Annotated in this window: 25 protein-coding genes and 1 other RNA gene; 20 read left to right on the top strand and 6 right to left on the bottom strand. The window is 40.1% G+C overall.

Annotation, left to right across the window (positions count from 1 at the left end; translation table 11 throughout):
- Window positions 1-14: 14 nt before the first annotated feature.
- Window positions 15-998: a diacylglycerol/lipid kinase family protein gene (locus tag ACYQ0H_RS03145; RefSeq protein WP_459811388.1), complete on the bottom strand. Its 984-nt coding sequence runs from the start codon at window positions 996-998 to the stop codon at window positions 15-17.
- 215 nt (window positions 999-1213) lie between these two features.
- Here ACYQ0H_RS03145 and ACYQ0H_RS03140 point away from each other — a divergent pair, with 215 nt between their 5' ends.
- The 8 genes from ACYQ0H_RS03140 (at window position 1214) to ACYQ0H_RS03105 (ending at window position 5982) form a co-directional block, all read left to right on the top strand.
- Complete coding sequence (locus tag ACYQ0H_RS03140; protein WP_459811387.1) at window positions 1214-2044, top strand: tetratricopeptide repeat protein; 831 nt, start codon at window positions 1214-1216, stop codon at window positions 2042-2044.
- A 25-nt stretch (window positions 2045-2069) separates the two neighbouring features.
- Entirely contained in the window at window positions 2070-2573 is a 504-nt protein-coding gene (locus ACYQ0H_RS03135) for a COG2426 family protein (protein ID WP_459811386.1), read from the top strand.
- A 119-nt stretch (window positions 2574-2692) separates the two neighbouring features.
- Complete coding sequence (smpB, locus tag ACYQ0H_RS03130; protein ID WP_459811385.1) at window positions 2693-3163, top strand: SsrA-binding protein SmpB; 471 nt, start codon at window positions 2693-2695, stop codon at window positions 3161-3163.
- Window positions 3164-3345: 182 nt separating this feature from the next.
- Window positions 3346-3704: a transfer-messenger RNA gene (gene ssrA / locus ACYQ0H_RS03125) on the top strand.
- 133 nt (window positions 3705-3837) lie between these two features.
- Window positions 3838-4179 carry a hypothetical protein gene (locus tag ACYQ0H_RS03120; protein ID WP_459811384.1) on the top strand — a complete coding sequence of 114 codons (342 nt, stop codon included), beginning with the start codon at window positions 3838-3840 and terminating at the stop codon, window positions 4177-4179.
- Window positions 4180-4207: 28 nt separating this feature from the next.
- Complete coding sequence (locus ACYQ0H_RS03115) at window positions 4208-4987, top strand: leucine-rich repeat domain-containing protein (RefSeq protein WP_459811383.1); 780 nt, start codon at window positions 4208-4210, stop codon at window positions 4985-4987.
- 17 nt (window positions 4988-5004) lie between these two features.
- A complete protein-coding gene (locus tag ACYQ0H_RS03110) occupies window positions 5005-5325 on the top strand; it encodes a DUF4176 domain-containing protein (RefSeq protein ID WP_459811382.1) in 321 nt (106 codons plus the stop codon).
- 3 nt (window positions 5326-5328) lie between these two features.
- The gene (locus ACYQ0H_RS03105; RefSeq protein WP_459811381.1) at window positions 5329-5982 is read left to right on the top strand and encodes a GNAT family N-acetyltransferase; all 654 of its coding nucleotides are present in this window, start codon (window positions 5329-5331) and stop codon (window positions 5980-5982) included.
- A 414-nt stretch (window positions 5983-6396) separates the two neighbouring features.
- Here ACYQ0H_RS03105 and ACYQ0H_RS03100 read toward each other — a convergent pair whose 3' ends face one another.
- The gene (locus ACYQ0H_RS03100) at window positions 6397-6588 is read right to left on the bottom strand and encodes a hypothetical protein (protein WP_459811380.1); all 192 of its coding nucleotides are present in this window, start codon (window positions 6586-6588) and stop codon (window positions 6397-6399) included.
- 340 nt (window positions 6589-6928) lie between these two features.
- Here ACYQ0H_RS03100 and ACYQ0H_RS03095 point away from each other — a divergent pair, with 340 nt between their 5' ends.
- The 7 genes from ACYQ0H_RS03095 (at window position 6929) to ACYQ0H_RS03065 (ending at window position 13514) form a co-directional block, all read left to right on the top strand.
- On the top strand, window positions 6929-7363 hold the full coding sequence (locus ACYQ0H_RS03095) for a hypothetical protein (RefSeq protein ID WP_459811379.1): 435 nt from the start codon (window positions 6929-6931) through the stop codon (window positions 7361-7363).
- A complete protein-coding gene (locus ACYQ0H_RS03090) occupies window positions 7326-7661 on the top strand; it encodes a DUF6076 domain-containing protein (protein ID WP_459811582.1) in 336 nt (111 codons plus the stop codon). Before ACYQ0H_RS03095 ends, ACYQ0H_RS03090 begins: the two co-directional genes overlap by 38 nt.
- Window positions 7662-7766: 105 nt before the next feature.
- Window positions 7767-8498, top strand: coding sequence for a LytR/AlgR family response regulator transcription factor (locus ACYQ0H_RS03085; protein WP_459811378.1), 732 nt, complete (start codon window positions 7767-7769; stop codon window positions 8496-8498).
- Window positions 8479-8925 (top strand): GNAT family N-acetyltransferase, encoded by a 447-nt coding sequence (locus tag ACYQ0H_RS03080; protein WP_459811377.1) that lies wholly within the window; start codon window positions 8479-8481, stop codon window positions 8923-8925. Before ACYQ0H_RS03085 ends, ACYQ0H_RS03080 begins: the two co-directional genes overlap by 20 nt.
- A complete protein-coding gene (locus tag ACYQ0H_RS03075; RefSeq protein WP_459811376.1) occupies window positions 8925-9656 on the top strand; it encodes a sensor histidine kinase in 732 nt (243 codons plus the stop codon). Before ACYQ0H_RS03080 ends, ACYQ0H_RS03075 begins: the two co-directional genes overlap by 1 nt.
- Before the next feature lie 89 nt (window positions 9657-9745).
- A complete protein-coding gene (locus ACYQ0H_RS03070) occupies window positions 9746-11626 on the top strand; it encodes an ABC transporter ATP-binding protein (RefSeq protein ID WP_459811375.1) in 1881 nt (626 codons plus the stop codon).
- A complete protein-coding gene (locus ACYQ0H_RS03065) occupies window positions 11619-13514 on the top strand; it encodes an ABC transporter ATP-binding protein (protein WP_459811374.1) in 1896 nt (631 codons plus the stop codon). The genes ACYQ0H_RS03070 and ACYQ0H_RS03065 overlap by 8 nt, the downstream gene beginning before the upstream one ends.
- Here ACYQ0H_RS03065 and ACYQ0H_RS03060 read toward each other — a convergent pair.
- From ACYQ0H_RS03060 to ACYQ0H_RS03050, 3 genes are all read right to left on the bottom strand, one after another.
- Entirely contained in the window at window positions 13481-13720 is a 240-nt protein-coding gene (locus ACYQ0H_RS03060; RefSeq protein WP_459811581.1) for a tyrosine-type recombinase/integrase, read from the bottom strand. The two genes, ACYQ0H_RS03065 and ACYQ0H_RS03060, sit on opposite strands and share 34 nt — an antisense overlap.
- 318 nt (window positions 13721-14038) lie before the next feature.
- Entirely contained in the window at window positions 14039-14401 is a 363-nt protein-coding gene (locus ACYQ0H_RS03055) for a PH domain-containing protein (protein ID WP_459811373.1), read from the bottom strand.
- Window positions 14402-14426: 25 nt separating this feature from the next.
- Window positions 14427-15452, bottom strand: coding sequence for a hypothetical protein (locus ACYQ0H_RS03050; protein WP_459811372.1), 1026 nt, complete (start codon window positions 15450-15452; stop codon window positions 14427-14429).
- 102 nt (window positions 15453-15554) lie between these two features.
- Here ACYQ0H_RS03050 and ACYQ0H_RS03045 point away from each other — a divergent pair, with 102 nt between their 5' ends.
- The 5 genes from ACYQ0H_RS03045 (at window position 15555) to ACYQ0H_RS03025 (ending at window position 20216) form a co-directional block, all read left to right on the top strand.
- Complete coding sequence (locus ACYQ0H_RS03045; protein ID WP_459811371.1) at window positions 15555-16148, top strand: phage portal protein; 594 nt, start codon at window positions 15555-15557, stop codon at window positions 16146-16148.
- A 28-nt stretch (window positions 16149-16176) separates the two neighbouring features.
- Window positions 16177-17907, top strand: a complete 1731-nt coding sequence (locus ACYQ0H_RS03040; protein ID WP_459811370.1) for a minor capsid protein — start codon at window positions 16177-16179, stop codon at window positions 17905-17907.
- Between the two features lie 2 nt (window positions 17908-17909).
- A complete protein-coding gene (locus tag ACYQ0H_RS03035; RefSeq protein WP_459811369.1) occupies window positions 17910-18104 on the top strand; it encodes a hypothetical protein in 195 nt (64 codons plus the stop codon).
- Between the two features lie 243 nt (window positions 18105-18347).
- Complete coding sequence (locus ACYQ0H_RS03030; RefSeq protein WP_459811368.1) at window positions 18348-19430, top strand: Fic family protein; 1083 nt, start codon at window positions 18348-18350, stop codon at window positions 19428-19430.
- 81 nt (window positions 19431-19511) lie between these two features.
- Window positions 19512-20216 carry a DUF4355 domain-containing protein gene (locus ACYQ0H_RS03025; RefSeq protein ID WP_459811367.1) on the top strand — a complete coding sequence of 235 codons (705 nt, stop codon included), beginning with the start codon at window positions 19512-19514 and terminating at the stop codon, window positions 20214-20216.
- 350 nt (window positions 20217-20566) lie between these two features.
- Here the strand turns inward: ACYQ0H_RS03025 and ACYQ0H_RS03020 are convergent, their stop codons facing one another.
- Window positions 20567-21211, bottom strand: a complete 645-nt coding sequence (locus ACYQ0H_RS03020) for a hypothetical protein (RefSeq protein ID WP_459811366.1) — start codon at window positions 21209-21211, stop codon at window positions 20567-20569.
- Between the last annotated feature and the right edge of the window lie 115 nt (window positions 21212-21326).

The raw sequence follows: 21326 nt of genomic DNA, 5'->3' as shown, positions 1-21326 counted from the left end.
GGTTGGCTGTTTCTTTAGTATTCGATTCCTTCCTGATCTTCCAGTATCGTGTCGATAGGAATATCAGCGGTATCGATCGCGTTGATAAGCTGCTGTTCAGCAGTTTTGTCATCAGGCTTTACAAGGAATCTTACTGCCTGTTTATGATTAATAATTTCGACCTTATTGTGAGCGCCTCCGGATTCTCCGTCAAGCGTCCACGCTATTTCAGCTTCTGAAGTAAACTTTACCTTAGAAGTCTTGAATTTTATAAAATGTTTATCAGTAAGCTTATTCAGAGCTGCTTCAGCCAGCAGACTTTGAAGCATCAGCGGACTTACCGGAGTTTTAACAAGGATCACCTCAAATAATCCGTCATCAAAGCAAACTCCCTCTGAGATCAGCTTTTTCATTCCTCCTACTGAAACTGTGTTTGAAACAAGTCCAAGTATAAAATTTCCGTTTATAGTTTCTCCGTCATGCTCAACAGTTATATTATATCCCGTATACTTAGGTAGACGCTTTATAGCCTCTGCTACATAAGCGGCATGGCCGAATAAATTTTTAGCGTTCTGCGGCGTTTCATAGGAAACGTCCGTAAAAGCGCCGAATCCTGCAACATAAACGTAATATTCACCGTTAAATTCTCCGACGTCGTAATCGAACGGAACTCCGTCGACTATTGACTGAGCTGCGGCAGGCATTTTTGTTGAAATACCCATGCTGTAAGCAAAATCGTTTGTAGATCCTGCGGGAATATAGCCTAAGGGTATAGTCTTTGACTGCTCCATCATTCCCTTTACCGCTTCGCTTAGAGTTCCGTCGCCGCCTGAAGCCACGACCAGATCATATTTGAAAGCATTATCTTTTATTTTTTTATATCCGTCAAGCGGTGCCTGAGTAGGATAAGCAGTTACGGTATATCCTCCCTTGGTAAATATATCGATTATTTCGCTAAGGTTGGAACGAACCGCTCCCTTGCCTGCCTGCGGATTATAAACAAACAATAATTTTTTCATCAATATATTCCTTTCTTTTTCTTTATCTGTTTGCATACAAAATATATAATTGATAAAAATACGTTTTGTTATATTTCTAATAATATTATAGCATAATATGCAAAATTGTCAAGGATAAAGCGGCTGTTTTTGTGTAAAAATTCTTTACTTGATTTTTACTTGTTTCTATTTACTTTTACAGTATAATGTGTTATTATAAAAACGAGGTGCGAGCTATGAAAATTTTTAAAAGCCCGCTGCTGACTGCGGTAATTATTCTTATTTCGTCGCTTGCTTTCGGACTTTTCATTATGTGTGCGATCTGGCTTGCAAGCGGAGGGAGTCTGGAAATTTCGGCAGCTGCGGCAATATATCGTTTATCTGCTCTTGTCTGTGTTATAATTATAAGTACGCTGCTGCTTGTGTATGTTATTAAGAAAAATATAATGTACCGAAGGATCTCGGTTATTATGGAAAGCGAAGGAGCGACTCCGCAGCTGTATGCTATGCTGAAAAACCAAGCTGACAGGGCAAGGGGAGAGAAAGCAAAGGCAATGTCGCTTCTTACTTTGGCGTCATATCTTGCAGAGGGTGGTCATTATAGTGAATGCTATGAGGTACTTGATAAAATAAAAACTGAAAAATTAAATCCGTTTTATCAGGACGAGTATCACAACGTACGTCTGTATGCAAACTTAATGCAGGGTAATATTGACGGCGCTGATGAAGTACTTAAAAATGCAAAGGCAAATTTTGAACGGGCAAGGCTGCGTGAATACAATATGCCGGTCCTTCATACTCTTGGAGTATATGAATACGCCAAAGGAAATTTTGCTCAGGCTGAAACACTTCTTATGCAGGCTAAAAATAATGCTCCTACTAAGCAGGCTATGGCTGACTGCTGCCTGTACCTGGGACTTTGCTATCTAAAGACAGGGAGGAAGGAATATGCAAAGGCGGCGGCAGAGGAAGCGGTGGGACAGGTCAGGACAGTGTATCAGAAAGAGAATCTGAAAAAGCTGATGAAGCTTGTAGAAAAAGCATATGCCGTATCGGACGGTCAATAAGAGAAAAGAAAGGAAATAACAATTTATGAGTGACGCATTGATCAATTGGTTTACAACTACTTTGGACGGTCTTCCGAAGGAGCTGATATGTTTCATAATATCTATGGTTCCTATACTTGAATTAAGGGGAGGTCTTGTTGCTGCGGCGCTTTTTCACATTCCGATAATTCAGGCTATACCCATATGTATAATAGGTAATATTGTACCTATACCGTTTATACTTCTTTTTATCAATAAGATCTTTGCCTGGCTTAAAACCACTAAAAGGTTCGGCGGATTTATATCGCGGTTTGAACAGAAAACTCTTGCAAAAGGGGATAAGGTGCGAAAATACGAATTCTGGGGTCTGCTTCTGTTTGTAGGAATACCTCTGCCGGGAACCGGAGCATGGACCGGCGCACTGCTTGCCTGTCTGCTTGAGGTGAAAATGAAGAAAGCAGTTCCTGCTATATTTTTCGGGCTTTTGCTTGCAACAGCTATAATGTGCATTATAACCTATCTTATTCCGTGGATTATTGCTGCGGTCTGATTTTTGATTCTGCATGATATATTAATTCCCTTGAATTTCCATAAAATTCATTTAGCGTATACTTGACTTTATTGGAAATTGGTGATATAATTAGGTTTACTGCAAAGGAGGTGCCGTAAATGGCTATAGATAAAAGCGGAACAAAGCAGATAGCCGATAACCGAAAAGCAAGACATGATTATTTTGTTCTTGAACAAATAGAATGCGGCATTGAGCTTGTAGGAACAGAGGTCAAGTCGATACGAAGCGGCGGTGTTAATTTAAAAGACAGCTGGTGTTCAATTGACAACGGGGAAATGTGGGTAAAGGGTATGCACATATCTCCGTATGAGCAGGGCAACATATTCAATAAGGATCCGCTGAGGGTCAGGAAGCTTCTGCTTCACAAACGTGAAACAATGCGGCTTTTGGGAAAAGTAAAGCAGGACGGACTGACTTTGATCCCGCTTGCTCTTTATTTCAAAGGCAGTAAAGTAAAGCTTGCGCTTGGAGTATGCAAGGGTAAAAAGCTTCACGATAAGCGTGACGATATGGCAAAGAAGGCAGCTCAGAGGGATATAGAAAGAGCTTTAAAGGATCGAGTTGGGTAACACCAATGAAAACAGAATAACTGACAGAATATTGTCTTTCTAAAAGGCACATATAAATATTTTTCGTTCGGCGATTGTCTTTGAAGGGTTCGATTGAAGATCCGGTAATATCAGATATGACAGACCGCAGCTATAAAGCTACCGAAATATATACAGAAAAGGTTTGCAGATCAATAAAAAATGGGGGCGTAAAGGTTTCGACGGGGATCTTGAAGCATGATAAGCGAGTAGAGGAGCGCACTCTCTTTAAACGGCGTACGTTTTGAAATTAAACGACAACGATAATTTTGAATTAGCAGCTGCTTAATGCTGCTCGTCTTACCTTTGATTACCACGGCTTAGGATAAGGCGTCGATTAGTGGTGAACGTCATTGAGTAAAGGCTGTAGCTCTCTTGATGTATTGCAGTCTACCGATAATTTCTGCCTGCTTGTTTGCGGACTTTAAAGGGAAACGGAGTAATCCGGAATAACAAGCTACACTCGTAGAAATTCGTGGGGATAGGTTTTCGGACAGGAGTTCGATTCTCCTCGCCTCCACCATATTACACTGACTAAATAGATGAAAGTGCCTTAAATCAGCCCGTAGATACAGGCTTTTTTGGTGTTCAAACGGCAAAAATAAGAAGTTAAAAACCATATATGAAAAAATCCGAAAAACACCGGCTGACGGAATTTGAACTCTCGACATTTAAATAGTTCAGAATATAAAGGCATATTTGAGGAAAATAATAAAAATGTAGATGCATTGATTTACTCGGAAAATATACAGTACTATGGTAATGTATTGCACATTGGCGGAAGTACCAATGTATTTAATAACAATATTCAGCTTAATCATTTATATATCAATAAAGATAAGCTTGAAAAGGAAGTAGAGATATATAATAGGAATAATAATAATCAAATCAATACTAGTGATTTGATTAATGATTATAAAACAGTATTAAATGGGGATAATCCATCTGAAAAATTGAACAGATATACAACGTGGATTAACGATAATCTTTATTTATAAATTTTTATATTAAGGTGGTTAAAATTTTATGGGCAAAACAAAAAAAATTGCTATTTCCATAGTTGCTATTATGCTAATCATCGGAATTCCATTATTAATGTTTTATGTAAAAAATAGTAACATTGATAAAATGTATATATATGAAATTGATAATAACAAAAATGAAGTTACTATAATCAGATATATTAATGATGAGTTGGAATCTGAAAAAACAAATCCAAATTACAAAGAGGTTGTTGAAATTCCTGAAACAATTAAAGGTTATGCAGTTACTGCAATAGGTGAAGAAGCTTTCATATGGTCAAAGATGAAAAAAGTGATTATACCGGAAACTGTTACTGAAATTAAAAGTCGTGCTTTTTTTGGATGCAAAAATCTCATGAATATTGAGGGCGTCGATAATGTTACAAAAATTGAATCTCAAGCATTCTATATGTGCACAGCTTTAAAAAGTATAGATTTGTCCAATATAACATATTTGGGAGATCATGTTTTTTTTGAATGTGAAAATATTACATCGTTATATTTTTCGAGTACTATAGAAGAAATTCCGATAGCTTTATGCAATAAAATGAGATCTCTAAAAGATGTAACGCTGTCTGAAAATACAAAGGCAATAGATAGATTGGCATTTGCAAATTGTACATCTCTTAATGAATTAAAAATACCTAAAAGCGTAACGGAAATATCTGAAGATGCATTTCAAAACATAGAATCTCAGCTTACGATATGCGGGGAAAAAGGCTCGTACGCAGAAAAATATGCAGAGAACAACGACATAAAATTTTCAGTGATTGAGTATAAATAAGTAATTTTGAGCAGGAATTGTTAATTGAAAAGGTAAATTATCTGCCATTGGGAAGTATTGTAGTAATTAAGGGCGGAGTAAAGAAGTATATGATCGCTGCAAGAGGGCTGGGAGTAAATATCGGAGAAAAAAGCGCATATTTTGATTACGGCGCATGTATGTACCCTGAAGGTATGATGGGAGATAAAATGATGTATTTTCAGCATGAGGATATTACAAAAACAGTTTTTGAGGGCTTTTCAGATGAGGATGACCGTCTCATGGTTGACAATATAAACGAAGCTCTGGCTAAGACAGACATGGAAAAGGCTGACGTCAAGAAACTTCAGGAGGAATAAACAATGAATAAAAATGACTATATTATCCGTTTGGAAACAACTAATGATTATGCAGAAGTAGAAAATCTTACAAGGGAGGCATTCTGGAATGTCTATACTCCAGGGTGTAACGAACATTATTTTGTTCACGTTATGAGGAGCCATAAGGATTTTATACCTGAGCTTGATTTTGTAATTGAGCTGGATGGTAAAATTATTGGCAACATAATGTATACAAGGTCAAAGCTAATTGACAAAAATGGCGAAGAAAAAACAGTGATTTCATTTGGGCCGCTTAGCATACACCCTGACTTTCAACGACAGGGCTACGGAAAAGCACTTATAGAACACTCGTTTTCAAAGGCTTGTGAGCTTGGTTATGATGCCGTAGTGATTTTTGGTAATCCGGGCAATTACGTTTCAAGAGGAATGAAAAGCTGTAAGAAATATAATGTTTGTCTTGAAGGTGATTATTTTCCTACTCCGCTTTTGGTAAGGGAACTAAAAAATAATGTCCTTGACGGAAGAAGATGGTACTTCCATGAGAGTAATGCAAGCGAGCCTTGCAATGATGAAAAAGCAGTAGAAAAGTTCGACGCTCTTTTTCCAAACAAAGAAAAATTGTGGAAACCCAGTCAGGAAGAATTTTATATTTATTGTCATTCGAGCATAGGATAATATAATAGCTACGAAAGCCGATGAATCACTGATTTGTCGGTTTTTAGTGTATAGCCTTTATTACTTTCTGTGAAGGTAACGCAAAGACGTTTTTGACATCCATCGGTAAATCCGAAATCATTTGCGACAAGCCTTTGCAGTCCCTTGAACAAGAAATACATTGAAACCAAGGAGGGTATATTCCTATGGATGGGTCATCAATTCTGCCATCGGGTTTCGGCTTTGTTGAAATAATAATCTGTCTGCGAAAGAATGAATCTGACTTGTCATTTGCGGCATTAAGCGTTCCGTTGAGCAGATGAATTTCGTTGGGGTTGAGTACAATTCTTACACTGCGATAAGTTCTCTGTCTGCACTTCTGTGTTCTGCACGATTTCTGCTGTATGCATAAGCAATCTCCTTTCCGTAGTTCTCTCAGAACACAGCCTTATACAAGTTTTCCTCTGCAATCAGATACTTTTTCCCTGTCATAAAGCACGGTAGCTGTCCCGTAGTAGGTACGCAGTAACTGTCTCGCACTATCTGACGGATACGATATTCTGTAAGTCCGTCGATAAGTTTTGCGGCTTCCTTAATGGTAAGCACACATCTGTTGGTAGTTGGCATTGCAACTCCACCTTTCATAATAAAATCGGTATAAACCGACACAGCTTTATGCTATGTAACAGGCGTGTTCGGGGATATATATATTCAGTTGTCAAGGTGCTGCACACGAACAGAAGAATGCACGTTTCGTTCGTGTTTCCCATTATATCCTCGCATTTGACAAAAGTCAATAGATGTAATATTATAACTCTATCGGCAACTATTTTCACATCTATTTTTGGTATAACTCAATTTAAATAGGATTCACATCTATTTTTTGCAAGGAGAAAAGAGCAATTTTTCTGATTTGATATGCGAAGCTATGCATTTTTATTGCAAGGTTGAGAGTATTATCTGTTCTATGTTGCCATATGATTTTTTGAAACCAAAACGCAATAGATTTGAAGCACTGCCTGACGAATATGAATGGCTGTTGGAAGATGAATATGATGAAAACGGAGCAACGCTTGATTATCATAACAAATATGAAATCAGGACTGGTCTTGACGAGTTTGACAGCGCTGATATGATAGATGAGGTGCTTGAGTTTGATAACAAGCTGAAAGCACTTGCAACCGAATACTACATTTTTATTGACGACCTTATGCGTATAAGGAAGGTTTATGATCCGTTTCTTGAGACGCTTCACAGCGAAAGTCGTTACCTTGATAATGCCGAAACAGCACAACTGCTTTACGATTTTAACGCTGAAACTCTCGGAAAAATGAAAACTTACGAAAAGCTGAAACCGTCAGGTAATATGCAGTTATCCGAAGAAATGTGGTTACTGTGGTAAATATTTTCTGCTCACAGCTGGAATTTTCTCAGATTATTGCACTAATCCCATCAAGGGTATGGATGGCAAGGTTTGTCGTGATATGGGGCACAGAAAGAAATATGCCGATAAAATCAAGACCGATCCTTACTGGAATGTTTATAACAAGGCTTACAAGCAGCATTATGCACGCTATCTCAAAAAGAAAATGACTCAGACAGAGTTTTTTGAGTGGGCGGATTATGCTTTTGAACTGCGTGGCAAGGCAGAAAATGGAAAATTAGAGTTTGAGGAATATTGTGTTCTGATAAAGAAATAGATAGCGTAAAAGCACGGAAAAGCAGTACTTTTCTTTCTAATGTATTTTAAAATTATTTGAAAAAATCATAATATGTGCTATACTAAACTTAAAGGTGGTGAGCGTATGGCAATTACAATAGCGATCTGCGATGACGACAGTATGCAGATAAATAATCTGCGGAAAATTCTTGGTAGGTGGGCTGAAAGCAAGCCCTTTGCCCTTCATATAAACGAATACGAAAGCGCTGAGGGATTTCTGTTTGATTATCCCGACAACCCGTGCTGTCTGCTTTTGCTTGATATTGAAATGCGTGGCATCAACGGTATGGAGCTTGCCAAGCAGCTCAGAGAAAAGGGCGATATGCTTCCGATTGTGTTTATAACGGGCTTTTCAGAATATATCGGCGACGGCTACGATGTGGAGGCTTTTCACTATCTCTTGAAACCGCTGAACGAGGACAAGCTGTTTGCCGTTCTTAACAGATATGCAGAGCGGTATGTTGAAAAATCAGCCGAAACAGTGCTGACGACTGACAGCGGAACCACACATATTTCAGCTGACAGAATAGTTTTTGTTGAAGCTTTCGGGCGGAACACTCAGGTTCATATATCAGACGGCTCGGTCATTGATTGCACAATGAATATCGGGAGTTTTGATGATTTTTCCGGCTTTGCTGTATCGCACCGCTCCTATCGGGTAAACCTCAGATATGTTAGGAGCGTAGGAAAAAACACGGTCACGCTTGATTCAGGCGGAGAAATCCCACTGTCCAGACGACTATACCGAGAGTTCAATAAAAGGTTTATAGAGTTTTATACGGGAAAGGGTGAACTTGATGAAAATAATGCCGTTTGAATCTGAATACAGAGATGACCTTATATTTATGGTTCTAGAAGCCAAAAATGCATTGGGAAGGATTCCGGGACTAAATGAAGATTTACTTGACATTAAAAAAAATTATTTTAACAAGGGCGATATGTTTTGGATAGCGCTTGACGATAATAACAGAGTTATCGGAAGCGTTGGCTATAACTCAATTGAAAACTCAGATAATGTTTATCTGCATCGTTTGTTTGTTAAGTACGATCAAAAACATTGCGGAATCGGAACTGCTCTTTTAAAAACCGCTGAAGATCATTTAAGAAAGATTGGGAAAAAAGCAGTCTATGTACATCTGGGTCAGCCTCGGGAACAGTGGTTTGAATCGTACGGCTTCTACCCGAAAAACGGGTTTTATGTATACGAAAAAGACAAACCATATCATATGAAAAAGGATCTGTAATGAAAATATTTATTATAACTGCCGTTGTTTTTATTGTCTGCGCATTGATAGTTTCCGCTGTTTTTTTGCTGCGTCGAATCGTTTACAATCTCATCGACCGCCGCATAGAACGCTTTCAGAGCGAGCTTATTGAAAAGCAGGTGCGTGAAATCGAGAATATGTATAAGCAGGTACGGGGCTGGCGGCACGATTACCGAAATCACATTCAGAATATGAAAATACAGCTCGCCGAGGGCAACTACGATAAGCTGAACAGCTACCTTGACGGTCTTACAGATGACCTTAATACCGTTGACACCGTAATCAAAACGGGCAATGTTATGGCGGATGCAATTCTGAACAGCAAGCTGTCCGTCGCGGAAAAGCTGAACATAGCTTTAAATGTCAAGGCATATATTCCAAGCGTTCTGCCGCTGTCCGATGTGGAGCTGTGCGCCGTTATGGGAAATCTGCTTGACAATGCAGTTGAAGCTTGTGCAAAGCTGCCAGAAAGCGAGAGGTTTATGCGAATTTACATAGGAACTCTTAAAAATCAGTTCTATCTTTCTGTTCAGAATGCTGCAGGAGAGGTAAAAAAATCTGTCGGCGAATATCAGTCCACCAAAAGCGGAGAACACGGCTACGGAATTTTCCGAATAGACCGTGTTGCTAAAAAATACGGCGGTTATGTCAACAGGCAAAACGAGGAGGGTGTGTTTGCTACAGAAATAATGCTGCCGTTAGGGGCGTAAATTTACCATTCATGCATCATAACGACCGTTCGTGTAAAAATCAACACAGCGGTCGATTTTTATGATATGATTAGTGTGAGGTGAAAGCTGTGAAGGAAAAGAGAAAAAAGGTTACAAAGTATACAAAAGAAAAAAAAGCCGCTGCTTGGGCGGAATATAATGAGCGGCAGGCTAAGGTTTCACACGGGGTTCGGGATAATATGTCCTACATAATTCGTGAGGTAAGAAAAAACTATCCGATTTATTTGTTCACTTCGCTGTCAATCGTGATTTTTGAAACAGCGGAAAATCTTTGTAACGCATATACGGATAAGTATGTTGTAAATCTTGCAATCGGGGACGGCTCTCGGCTTACGCTGGCACTTATTTGTCTTGCACTTATTATTGGCTCGAGATTTTTTCGGTATATAAAAAATCAATGCTTTGATTACGAGGGCAACGTAGGTGCATTCAGATTTTCCAATATGTTTATCAGAAAATTCCTGTGCAAAAATATGTCCACTGATTATGAAAACAACGAGAAAACGTTTGTGAACGACTCGCTCCAGAAAGCCAGAGAAGTAACAACGTATATTCAAAATACGGCATTGGGAACAATAAGAAAAACGCTTTCCTGTGCTATCAATATTCTTGCATTCGGCGGAATACTTTCCATGCTCCACCCAATGCTGATTCCAATAATTGTCCTTCCTGCAGTTGCCGGATATTATATCAACCGCCACAAAATGAAGTGGATTTGGAATATGGCGGATAATTGGCAGACCTTTGAAAGACAGCTGAATTATATCACTCGTGCCAGCAGTGATTTTGCATATGCAAAGGACGTGCGGATTTTCAATATGCAGGATTGGTTCGGAAAAATGTTTAAGCGCTCATTTGATAACCGTCTTGACTGGTATGAACAGCAGGATGAATGGGAGTTTCGTCATGGGGTTTTTGAGTATTTTATTCAGATTGCAGGCAATTTCGGCGCATACGTTTTCGTTATTTACGAGGTTGTCAGCGGTAATATCGGTGCCGGCGATTTTGTTTTGTATTTTAATTCTATTCAGAATCTTTCAAATGCGGTGAGAAACTGGTGCGAAAATTACGCCGGTTATAAGTGGCTTTCTGAAAATATTTCATACGTCCGCGATTATTATGAGATGAAAGAAAATACCAACCGTGACGAGGGTGAGCCGCTTCCGACGGGTGAATATGAAATCGAGTTCAAAAACGTGTCCTACAGCTATTACAAATCGGAAAACCCAACAATCAAAAATATTTCTTTCACACTTCACAAGGGTGAAAAGCTTGCGCTTGTGGGACTTAACGGCGCTGGTAAAACCACGCTGATAAAGCTTATGTGCGGACTTTATGACCCTACCGAGGGAGAAATTCTGCTTAACGGCAAGCCAGTGAACATCTACAACCGAGAGGAATATTTCAAGCTGTTTTCGACAGTTTTCCAAGATATTTCGACGCTTCCCGTAACGATTGCGGAAAATATAGCAGGCTCGAAATCGGAAGATATTGATAAGCGGCGGGTTTACGAATGTCTTAAAAAGGCAGGACTTTACGATAAGGTTATGAGCCTGCCGGAAAAGGAAAATACACGACTTGTAAAATCGGTTTATGATAACGCAACAGAGCTTTCGGGCGGTCAGGCACAAAAGCTCGCCCTTGCAAAGGCATTGTATAAAAACGCTCCTATACTGCTTTTAGACGAGCCGACCGCCGCTCTTGACCCCATCGCCGAGCATAAAATGTATCTTAATTATGCAGAATTTTCAAAGGGGAAGTCGAGCGTATTTATTTCACACAGGCTTGCGTCTACACGCTTTTGCGACAGAATTATTATGATAGAAAACGGCGGAATTTCAGAAGAGGGCTCTCATGCCGAGCTTATGAAAAAGGGCGGAAAATACGCCGAACTGTTTAAGCTTCAAAGCAGCTATTATACCGATAAGGACGGTGATTTTGATGAGTAAGGATAACGAGAAAATGACGGTCAGGGAAAAGCTTGAAATATACAAAAAATGTCTTGCGTTAATTGAAAAAAGCAACAAAGGCAATTTACTTCTGCGTATTTTACAACAGTTCTTTTTTGTGATTTCGGAGTTTCTAGGTGTATATCTTGCGGCTTCTGTAATCAACGCCATAACGAAAAACGAGCCTCTTGGTAAGCTGATTTTTACAGCAGCAATGGTATGTCTTGCTGATTTTGTGCTGTGTTTTTCAGTAAGCTTATGCGCCAAAAGACATAACAGCCGACATTTTTCATTAAATATGAATTTGCGCAGAGAGCTGAGCCAAAAGGTAATGAACATGGACTTTGTAAGGGTTGAAACGTCTGAAACGCACAAAGCCTTCGACAAATCCCAGAACCAGATATGGAATGGCGGAACCGGTTTAGCGGCGGTTTGCAACCACACAGTAAATGCCTGCATGGGGCTGATTTATATTATCGTAGGCACAGTGCTCATTGCGCCGATAGCTTTTTCCAAGCCTGTTGTAACTGCCGGATTTGTCGGATTTGTTCAGTCACCGTGGGGGCTTGCGGCTATGACTTTGCTTGTAATTTTGCTTGAGGTTTTCAAAGCAACATACGTCAATCAAAAATCAATTAGAGCCTATGAGGATATTCAAAACAGCGATGACGTAGCTCAGGCAAGGCGCTCAAGAGAATTTTATGAGAATTTTGTACTTGATAATTACCGCAACGGCAAAGAAATACGAATTTACGGCGAACAGGACCTTATAATCTCCAAACACGAAAAAAGCTCGGACTTCACAGCCAAAAGCTGGTTTGAGGGGTATAAGAAAGCGTTAGCCCCTAATCTGGCGTTTCAGATGATAAATATTGCAACAAGGGTTATTATGTACGGTTTTGCCGTAATCAGAGCAGCAACGGGAATGCTTTCACCCGGCGAGGTAGTAGCGTTTGCGCTGTATTTTACAAGAATTCAGAACGGCATTTCAGATGTTTCCGATGGAATTGGAATCTTGAAAACAACGCCTATATTCTGCAAGCAGATTTTCGACTTCCTCGCCATTCCTGACGAGAAATACAAGGGGACAATCCCCACTGAAAAGCGTGACGACAACGAGTACGAATTTGAATTCAGGCACGTTTATTTCAAATATCCTAACAGCGAGCAGTATGTTTTGCAGGATATAAATCTAAAATGGCGAATAGGCGAGAAAATGGCGCTTGTGGGCAAAAACGGCAGCGGAAAATCTACACTTGTAAAGCTGCTCACAAGGCTTTATGACCCTACCGAGGGCGAAATAACGCTGAACGGGATTGATATACGGAAGTACAAATACGAGGAGTATATGGATTTGTTTTCTGTTGTGTTTCAGGACAGCAAGCTGTTTTCTTTCAGCCTTGCTGAGAATGTTGCGGCTGATACGGAATATGACGAGAAGCGTGTTACCGACTGTGTAAACCGAAGCGGACTGACATATAGGCTTTCTGAAATGGAAAACGGCATAAAAACCTGTCTTTACAAGGATTTTGACGAACATGGCGTGGAGATTTCGGGCGGCGAGGCGCAGAAGCTCTGCCTTGCCAGAGCAATCTACAAAGGCGCGCCGTTTATTGTGCTTGACGAGCCGACAGCGGCGCTTGACCCCATTTCCGAACACGATATCTACACTAAATTCAACTCAATAGTAGGAACAAGAACGGCGATCTATATTTCACACAGGCTGTCAAGCTGCTGTTTCTGTGACGATATTACCGTTCTCGATGGCGGCAGAATTGTAGAGCGTGGCTCACATGATAAGCTGCTCGACGATAAGGGAGCGTATTTTGAATTATGGTCGGCTCAGGCGGAGTATTACAGAGATACTGCGGGGGAATTGTTTGCGTAATGTATAAAAATTAAGGAACTGTTGTAAATTTTGCAACAGTTCCTTGTTTTTACCGAATTATAGCTGCTTTGTGCTGTGTGATCATAAAAGTGGTTTACAGTCATGCTTATATCAGAGTGTCCCAAACGTCTGGCTATCTCTTGTATATTAATAGCTTCATTTGCAAGTAACGACGTATGAGAGTGCCTAAAATCATGTACGCGTATCGTTTTAATGCATGCGTTTTTTTAAAATCGGTCATTTTCATTTTGCACGGAAGTGTCACTCAGCGCCTTGATACATCCGTGCAAATTTTGTAATCATCCCTAAATCCGTCAATGCTTTTACAGCGTTTTCGGTGCTTGTCCAGTATGCTGATAAGCGGCTTCAGAAGCTGTAGATGACTTATTTTTCGGAGGAGTTATCATGCCGCCGCAACAGGATTTTTAGGTATATACTACATTTTTACTGCAAACTCATTATATCGGCATATAGATTGTCCTTAATTTTACCCCCTGAGCGCCGCTAACACTCAATTGGGGCAGTTATAAAACGTAGTTACTGATAAAATTGCATATCTGTGAAACATTACAATTGCTCTTAAATTCAAATTTAACTTTTCCTAATCCGCTGAACCAAAGCTCTAGTTCACTGTCAAGATCTAGTACCCCTGCTGTTTCCACTGAATACGACTGAATTTTGCTGTAAGGGAGAGAGGTAATGTCTTTCTTGACACCGGTATTTCCCTGAACGTTAATAGCTAGTATACGTTTATTCGTGAATACAATGCCATCACGAATCGCTTGGTATGTAGCGCAAATTGTTTCCCCACTTACCATGAGAGGCTCATACGCCTTATCATCAACCCTCTTTAGTTTAAAAAATCCTGCATTTTGAAAATCAATCATTAGATTTTCTTCCTTTATATAATTTTTATGGTTTGTTGGATTCAGAATTGCTATTATCTTCTGTGGTTGAATCACTCTCAGAATCTGAATTTGATTGTGAGGAATCGTTAAAATCGTAGTTTAAAGGTGAGTATATTCTATTGCCGATAATCATGCGTTCGGCAATCAATGCGGGTCTATTTTCTTTTTCGGAATAGCCCATAAGAGTCCCGTAAATTCTCAGTTTATTATCTGCAACTGCGCTTGAAATGCTGTTTAGATCGGATTCTGAATATGCGTTAAGCCAAACGAGCCACTTTCCATCATCAGTGTCACATAGCAAATAATCAAATCCGTTTTGGCTCATATATTCAGGGTTTGTTGTAGTTATGTATATATTATCACCTTTGAGATCTTTGGTTTTGGAGGCGGAATTATAATCGTTGTATTCTGCGTATTTATATCCGGCTTCTGAGCCATTAAAGCCAGATATTACTCTGTTTATTATGTCTGGTTTGTTAAAAACTACGACCAGCAAAATTCCGTCTATAATTACAGCCAAAGCCAACATACCGAGGATAAATCCAGCTGCTACAGTTTTAGAGCTTGATTTGCTATGCTTTTTAACAGCGTTATTTGTAGTCACTAAAATAGGGGATGAACCAAACTCATTTGCCGTTTCTTCGGTTTCGGTATTATTTACTTTGTTTTTCATGAGCAGCGAGATTCCGAGTAAGGTAGCAAATATAAATGAAACAACTGTCCATATCTTTAAATCTTGGAAAAATGCACTTTGATTTGCCAAAGCGACGATTCCGCCCAGAGCATAAGCTACTATAGCCGTAATTGTACCGCCTGTTGATTTTCTGGCTGCAACAGTAGTAATACCGGCTGCAAGCATAAAAAATCCTAAAATTATACCTGCTGCTCCTCCGGCTGTTTCTGATTTTGTAATTGCCTCGCCTAAGCTGGCGGCGCAGGACTGAAAACCAATTATTATAGATAGCAAAATAGAAAAGATACCTATAATAAGTCTCATAGTAAGCGCACCGCTTGTGTATTTGTTTGACATATTTCACCTCCACAAATAAATTTATATTACCATTATACAACACTTTTTTACAAATATCAATAGAATTTGTTATATTGTCTTAAAATGTCGTAATGATTTAATATGGCCGACAACAGCGCCGAAAAGGCCGAGACCTATAAAGCGGTAAAGGATAACGGGATACTTGAACTCCCGAATGACGCCAAAGCTGAATACCTTACAAGGCAGTTCGATGAAGCCAGCGTTGAGATACTCAGAAATGCTATAAAAAAGGATATACATACGATCTCAAATGTTCCCGATATGAGCGACGACAACTTCGGCGGAAATGTTTCAGGAGTTGCTATGGCATATAAACTTTTGGGTTTTGAGTTGATGACTAAAACGAAAGAACGCTTTTTCAAGGAGGGTCTGCGCTATCGCCTGAAGCTTATAGCCAATGTACTTTCGGCTCACAATACGGTAATAGATACGGACGGGATAGAGATCGTAATGTCGAGAACGCTTCCGCAGAATACCGCCGAGCTTGCCGATACAGTCTCGGCGCTGTCAGGACTGGTCTCGCAGGAAACGCTGCTTTCACAGCTTCCGTTCGTAGAAGATCCGGCTGAGGAGATAAAAAAGCTCAGAAAAGAAAATCAGAAAGCTTTGGAATATCAGCAGTCGGTGTTCAGCCTGAGAAGCGACGGTGCGGAAGATGAAAACGAGGAGCAGTGATCACTGGCGCAAGCGGGCGGAAAAGCGTATGGACGAAGCTGTCCTTAAAGCGGATTCGGCGGCGGACAAGATAGGAACAGCATATCTTGAAGCATTAAAGGATATACAAAAAAGGCTTGACAGCATATTCAGGAATTTTTCCGCCGGCATTTCCGAGACTGAAGCAAAGCGCATACTTAAAAGCATAAGGGAGCCTGACGTTATAAAGCGGCTCGAAAAGGCTGTTGACAGGATAGAGGACGCAGAGAAAAAGGCTTTAATGCTTGCTGAAATAAATGCTCCCGCATATAGGGCGAGGATAGATCAGCTTAACATACTGTCGGGAAACGTCAAGACCGTATGTGAAAAAATCGGCGGCAAAACTCTGTCGCTTATGGATCGGGAGCTTTACGGGATAACCGAAAGCACATATTACAGAAGTATTTTCGATACTCAGAAAGGAACAGGACTGGGCTTTACGTTTGCATTGCTTTCGCAGGACAGGATCAATGAAATACTGCTGACTAACTGGAGCGGCAAACACTATTCAGAGCGTATTTGGGAAAATACAGAAATGCTTGCCGAGACTGTACAGGAGATACTGCTCAAAGGCTTCCTTACCGGAAAATCAAGCGGCAGAATGGCAAACGAGCTTCAGGAAAGAATGCGCTCATCTTACAGCCGAAGCCTGACGCTTATAAGGACGGAGGCAAGCTTTGCTGCCAACAGCGCCGAGCTTGAAAGCTTCAGAGAAACCGGAGCGGAAAAATACCGTTTTGTGGCTACTTTGGATTTGAGGACATCTGAAATATGCAGGAGCCTTGACGGAAATGAGTATCCTCTCGCCGAAGCCTGTCAGGGTGAAAATTGTCCTCCTATGCACCCTCGCTGCCGCTCAACAACTATTTCGGCGCTTGATGATGAGATAATGGCAGAACTGAAACGTCGGGCAACAGACCCGATAACAGGAAAGCCTGCGACCGTTTCTGCGGATATGAGCTATAAGGAGTGGTATGATAAGTACGTTAAGGGAAATGCTGCTGCGGAAGCCAATGAAAAAGCGGTCAGAAATCTTTCCTACGACAGAAATCAGTTTGAGAGGTACAGAAAGCTGCTTGGAACAGAAATGCCGAAAACGCTTGAAGAGTTTCAGAAGATCAAATATACTGATAAGCATAATTATGGACTGCTGAAGGCTCAGGCACGAAAAGCGGCGGTTGACAAATCGGGGGAAAGTGGTATAATAAATATAAGGGGTGAAAGCAGTTTGAATTTGGTTATCGACAAGTTTACGCCATGCCTGGAAAATGCTCAGACGGGCGCTATTGTACCAACTGTATTTGCAAAAGCAAGTAAAAATGAACTTAAGAATCTAAAGGACTGGAAGTTCAACTGGCTGGATGAGGGCTTGAATGACTCTGAGATTTATAAGCTGTGCATAAGCGGAGAGGATACTATTCAGGGACTTGTAGCTGTTACAGACTTCAGACGTGATATGGCTGTTTATGTTAATATAGCTGAAAGCGCTCCGCATAACTTTGGAAATCATAAAATGTATAACGGAGTCGGCGGTCATTTGTTTGCAATAGCAGCACAGGTTTCACGTAATAAGGGTTACGGCGGATTTGTATTTATGGACGCAAAAAACACTGAGCTTGTTGAGCATTACAGCAAAACTCTCGGTGCGGTGCTTTTGGGCAGACCTCACCCGTACAGAATGTTTATTGACGAGGAAAATGCGGCCGAGCTGCTGAAAATATATACTTTTGAGGAGGGTTGAATATGTCGCAGGAAGAATTAAAGAAAATGAGAGAGCTGGATAAGGCGGCTGAAAAATACGGTGGTTTTACAGCGCCTCTGTCTGATAAAACAGTACGTTACGATTACAGGAAAATAAGTCGGTACTGCAAGGAAAAGGGCATTGAACCTGTGGATATGACCATCCGTGAACTTAATAGGTTTATAATTAAAAATTAAGATAATCAGGATAATGATTGAGCATATGTTCAATACAGATTAGGACAGAAATCCAAAAAAAGATAAGACTAATCGAGAAAACGCATAGTTTTTTACCGCTCCGCTAAGGCGAGGCGGTAATTTTTATAAGTGCAAGCTGTATATTCAGGATAAATTTATCAGCGTTATAGCACACTTTTTTTCGTAAAAGTATTGTATAAATAAAAAATGTGTGTTATAATATATCTAAAGGGGGATTTTATCATGAAAGCACCATTTGTTCCAATGTCGTTACCATTTGAAAAAAAGTATATTGTACTCGAAGAATTAGTGTCTGATATTGCAGCTGCTTCCTCTAAACTGGGAGAATTCAATGAAAGAATGAATCATTCTAAAATAGTGGATACTTATTCGGTAAAACATATGCTGAGAATTGAATCGTTGTATTCAACAAAAATCGAGGGCACACAGACGACTATTGACGCTGTATATGAATCAGATGTTGAAGCTTCCGAAACCAAGAATCCCGATATAAAAGAAGTGCTGAGATATGCGGACGCTTTGAGCGAGGCAAGTAACAGAGCCAAGGATAATCCTATAACCATAAAGCTGCTCAAAAGAGTGCATGAAATATTGCTGAGTGGAAATGTCAGAAAAAATTCGCGCTTTATTGCGGGTGAATTCAGAACTCAGCAGAACAAGGTAGGGGAACATATACCTCCCGTTGCGGCAGACGTTACGAAATGGATGGGCAATCTTGAACGGTATATAAACAACGATTATAATTATGATGACGGATTACCCGCAATAGTTAAAGCAGCTTTGATTCATGCACAGTTTGAAACTATTCACCCATTCCCTGATGGGAACGGCAGAGTTGGAAGAGTACTTATACCAATCTATTTGTATAAGCAAGGAGTAGTTTCTTCGCCTTATTTTTTTCTGAGCCAAGAGCTTGAGCAGAATTCAATACGATATTATTCGTATTTACAGGGTACCAGAACATTAACTCCTAGGGGATTTACCGATTGGATCAAATTTTTTCTTAATTCTATTATCAATCAGACTAAAAGGGATATTTCTTTCCTGAATAATCTTGATCAGCTTTATGATGTTACTTTGAATAAATTGAGAAACAGCGTAAATTCAATCAATACGGAAGTGATCGTAAAAGCAATCTTTAATAATCCAATTTTCACAATAAATAAACTATATCAGGAGACTGGTATAAATAAGAGTTCATTACGAAAATATGTTGATATTTTAAAAGATAACGAGATTTTATTTAAGGATCAGAAAAGCAGGAATTCAAAGTTTTATTTTATGGAGCTTTTAGATCTGCTTTAAAAATTCAATATGGATATAAGCGCTCAGCTTCGGCGGGGCGCTTTTATTATACTCAAAATTAAGAAAGGAAGGTAAAACCACATGAAAGCACACGGAATCAGGATATCAATGCAGTTTTTTGCGGAGGATCCCTCTGCGGGTGACGGAAGCGGAAGCAGCGAGCCGTCTACCATTACTCTTGAACAGGTCTTCAGCACATTCAAGCCGGAAGATATTCTTGGATCCGACAGCATGAAATCGGCGCTTGAGGCTCACACAAGGACTGCCGCTGAAAAAGCTGTTTCAGACGCAAAAGAGGCATGGAAAAAGGAAAAGCTTGAAGCCATCGGCGAAAGCAAAAAGCTTGAAAAAATGAGTGAAGCCGAAAGGGAGAAGTATAAGCTTGAGAAAGAAAAGGCGGAGTTTGAAAAACAGCGAGCCGCATTTGAACAAACTCAACTTGAGCTGTCCGTCGGTTCGGAGCTGCAGAAAAGAGGATTGCCCGCCGAATTTGCAAAGTACCTTACCGCTGATACGGCTCAAACATCCAAAGCCCGTATTGACGAGTTCGAGAAGGCTTTTAACGCGTCGCTTTCTGCGGCGGTGGATCAGAAGCTGAGGGGCGGAGATCCACCCAAGGCAGCAGAGCCGAGCAAAAGCGGCATAACAAAAGAGGCGTTTGCGAAGATGGGATATTCCGAACGGCTCAGCCTGAAGAAAACCGATCCCGAAAAATATAACGAACTGAAAGGATCGTCGGTGATCTGCTCAAGCTGTTTGCGCTGCTCTGGGCGGTATCAAATCTAAAAAAACTGATCGTTAAGGTCCATGAGCTTTATAAGTGGTTCAGGGATCTTGAGGTTATCAAAACCGCTAAAAAGTGGCTGGATAGTTTTATTACCGTGTTTAAAAATTCTGAGGCTGAAAAAACAAGCAATCAGAAACGGCTTGTACAGTGTTTCCGAGGACTTGGTAAGTATGATAATTCATTAGGGTTTGCGGTTGTTGTGGTATGTGACGAAATACTCGGTTGCCGCCGTCATCAGCGCTGAAAACGAAATTGGCGAAGAGCAAAGCAGTATTGCAGATGCCGTGTCGGAATAATATAAAAACACCGCCTATCAAATCGGATAGGCGGTGTAAATTAGTTAGGTGTATCAGAATTCCAGATATATAATATCGCTATCAAAGGAATCGTCCCAATCGTCCCGGTTGAAAATGTGGAAAGTAAACTCAACATTTTCTATACTGGAGATATTATTTTCTTCAAGATCATATGACTTAATCGTAATCCCGTCATTGATTTTCTTTCCTGCAGCAACATCCGCTGAAATCAAGCCTCTGATCATGAAGCCGTTTGCTGAAAAATCTCTTACTTGAATGGTATATGATCTATCAGTATTATTTTCAATAAGCAGTTTTATCTTAGAACCCCAGAAATCGTGATCATCTAACCCCTTATATGTTATCTTAATTCCGTTGGTGTCATAAAGAACAATATCTTGAGGTACGGCTATTGAAGTGGTTGTCGTAGTTGTTGTGGTTTTTGTGGTTGTTGTAGCGGTATTGTCCGACTCTTTTGTTGCAAGGGTGGTTTTGGATTTTTTAGTCGCAAGCGTTGTCTTTGATTTCTTGGTGGTTGTAGTCGTCGTTTCAGGCATAGTAGTTGCAGAGGTATCCATTTCTGATGATACAATTTCCGTATCGGAACTGTTTTCAGTTTCACCCGATTCTGCTTTTCCGCAGGATACTGTTCCTGCGCACAGACATAACGCCAGAGCAAAAGTAAGTAGTTTTTTCATGTTAGTCCCCCATTTAATTTACTTTAAATAAATTATAGCACAAAAATTGAAAAAAGCAACAGTTTTATTATATAAAGCATTGAAAATTCTTCCTTAAGGTGATATAATGAAGAGG

It is taken from the genome of Hominimerdicola intestinalis (genome assembly GCF_054655215.1).
Note: the sequence above shows the minus strand (reverse complement) of the source record. Positions and strands in the feature narration are given on the sequence as shown.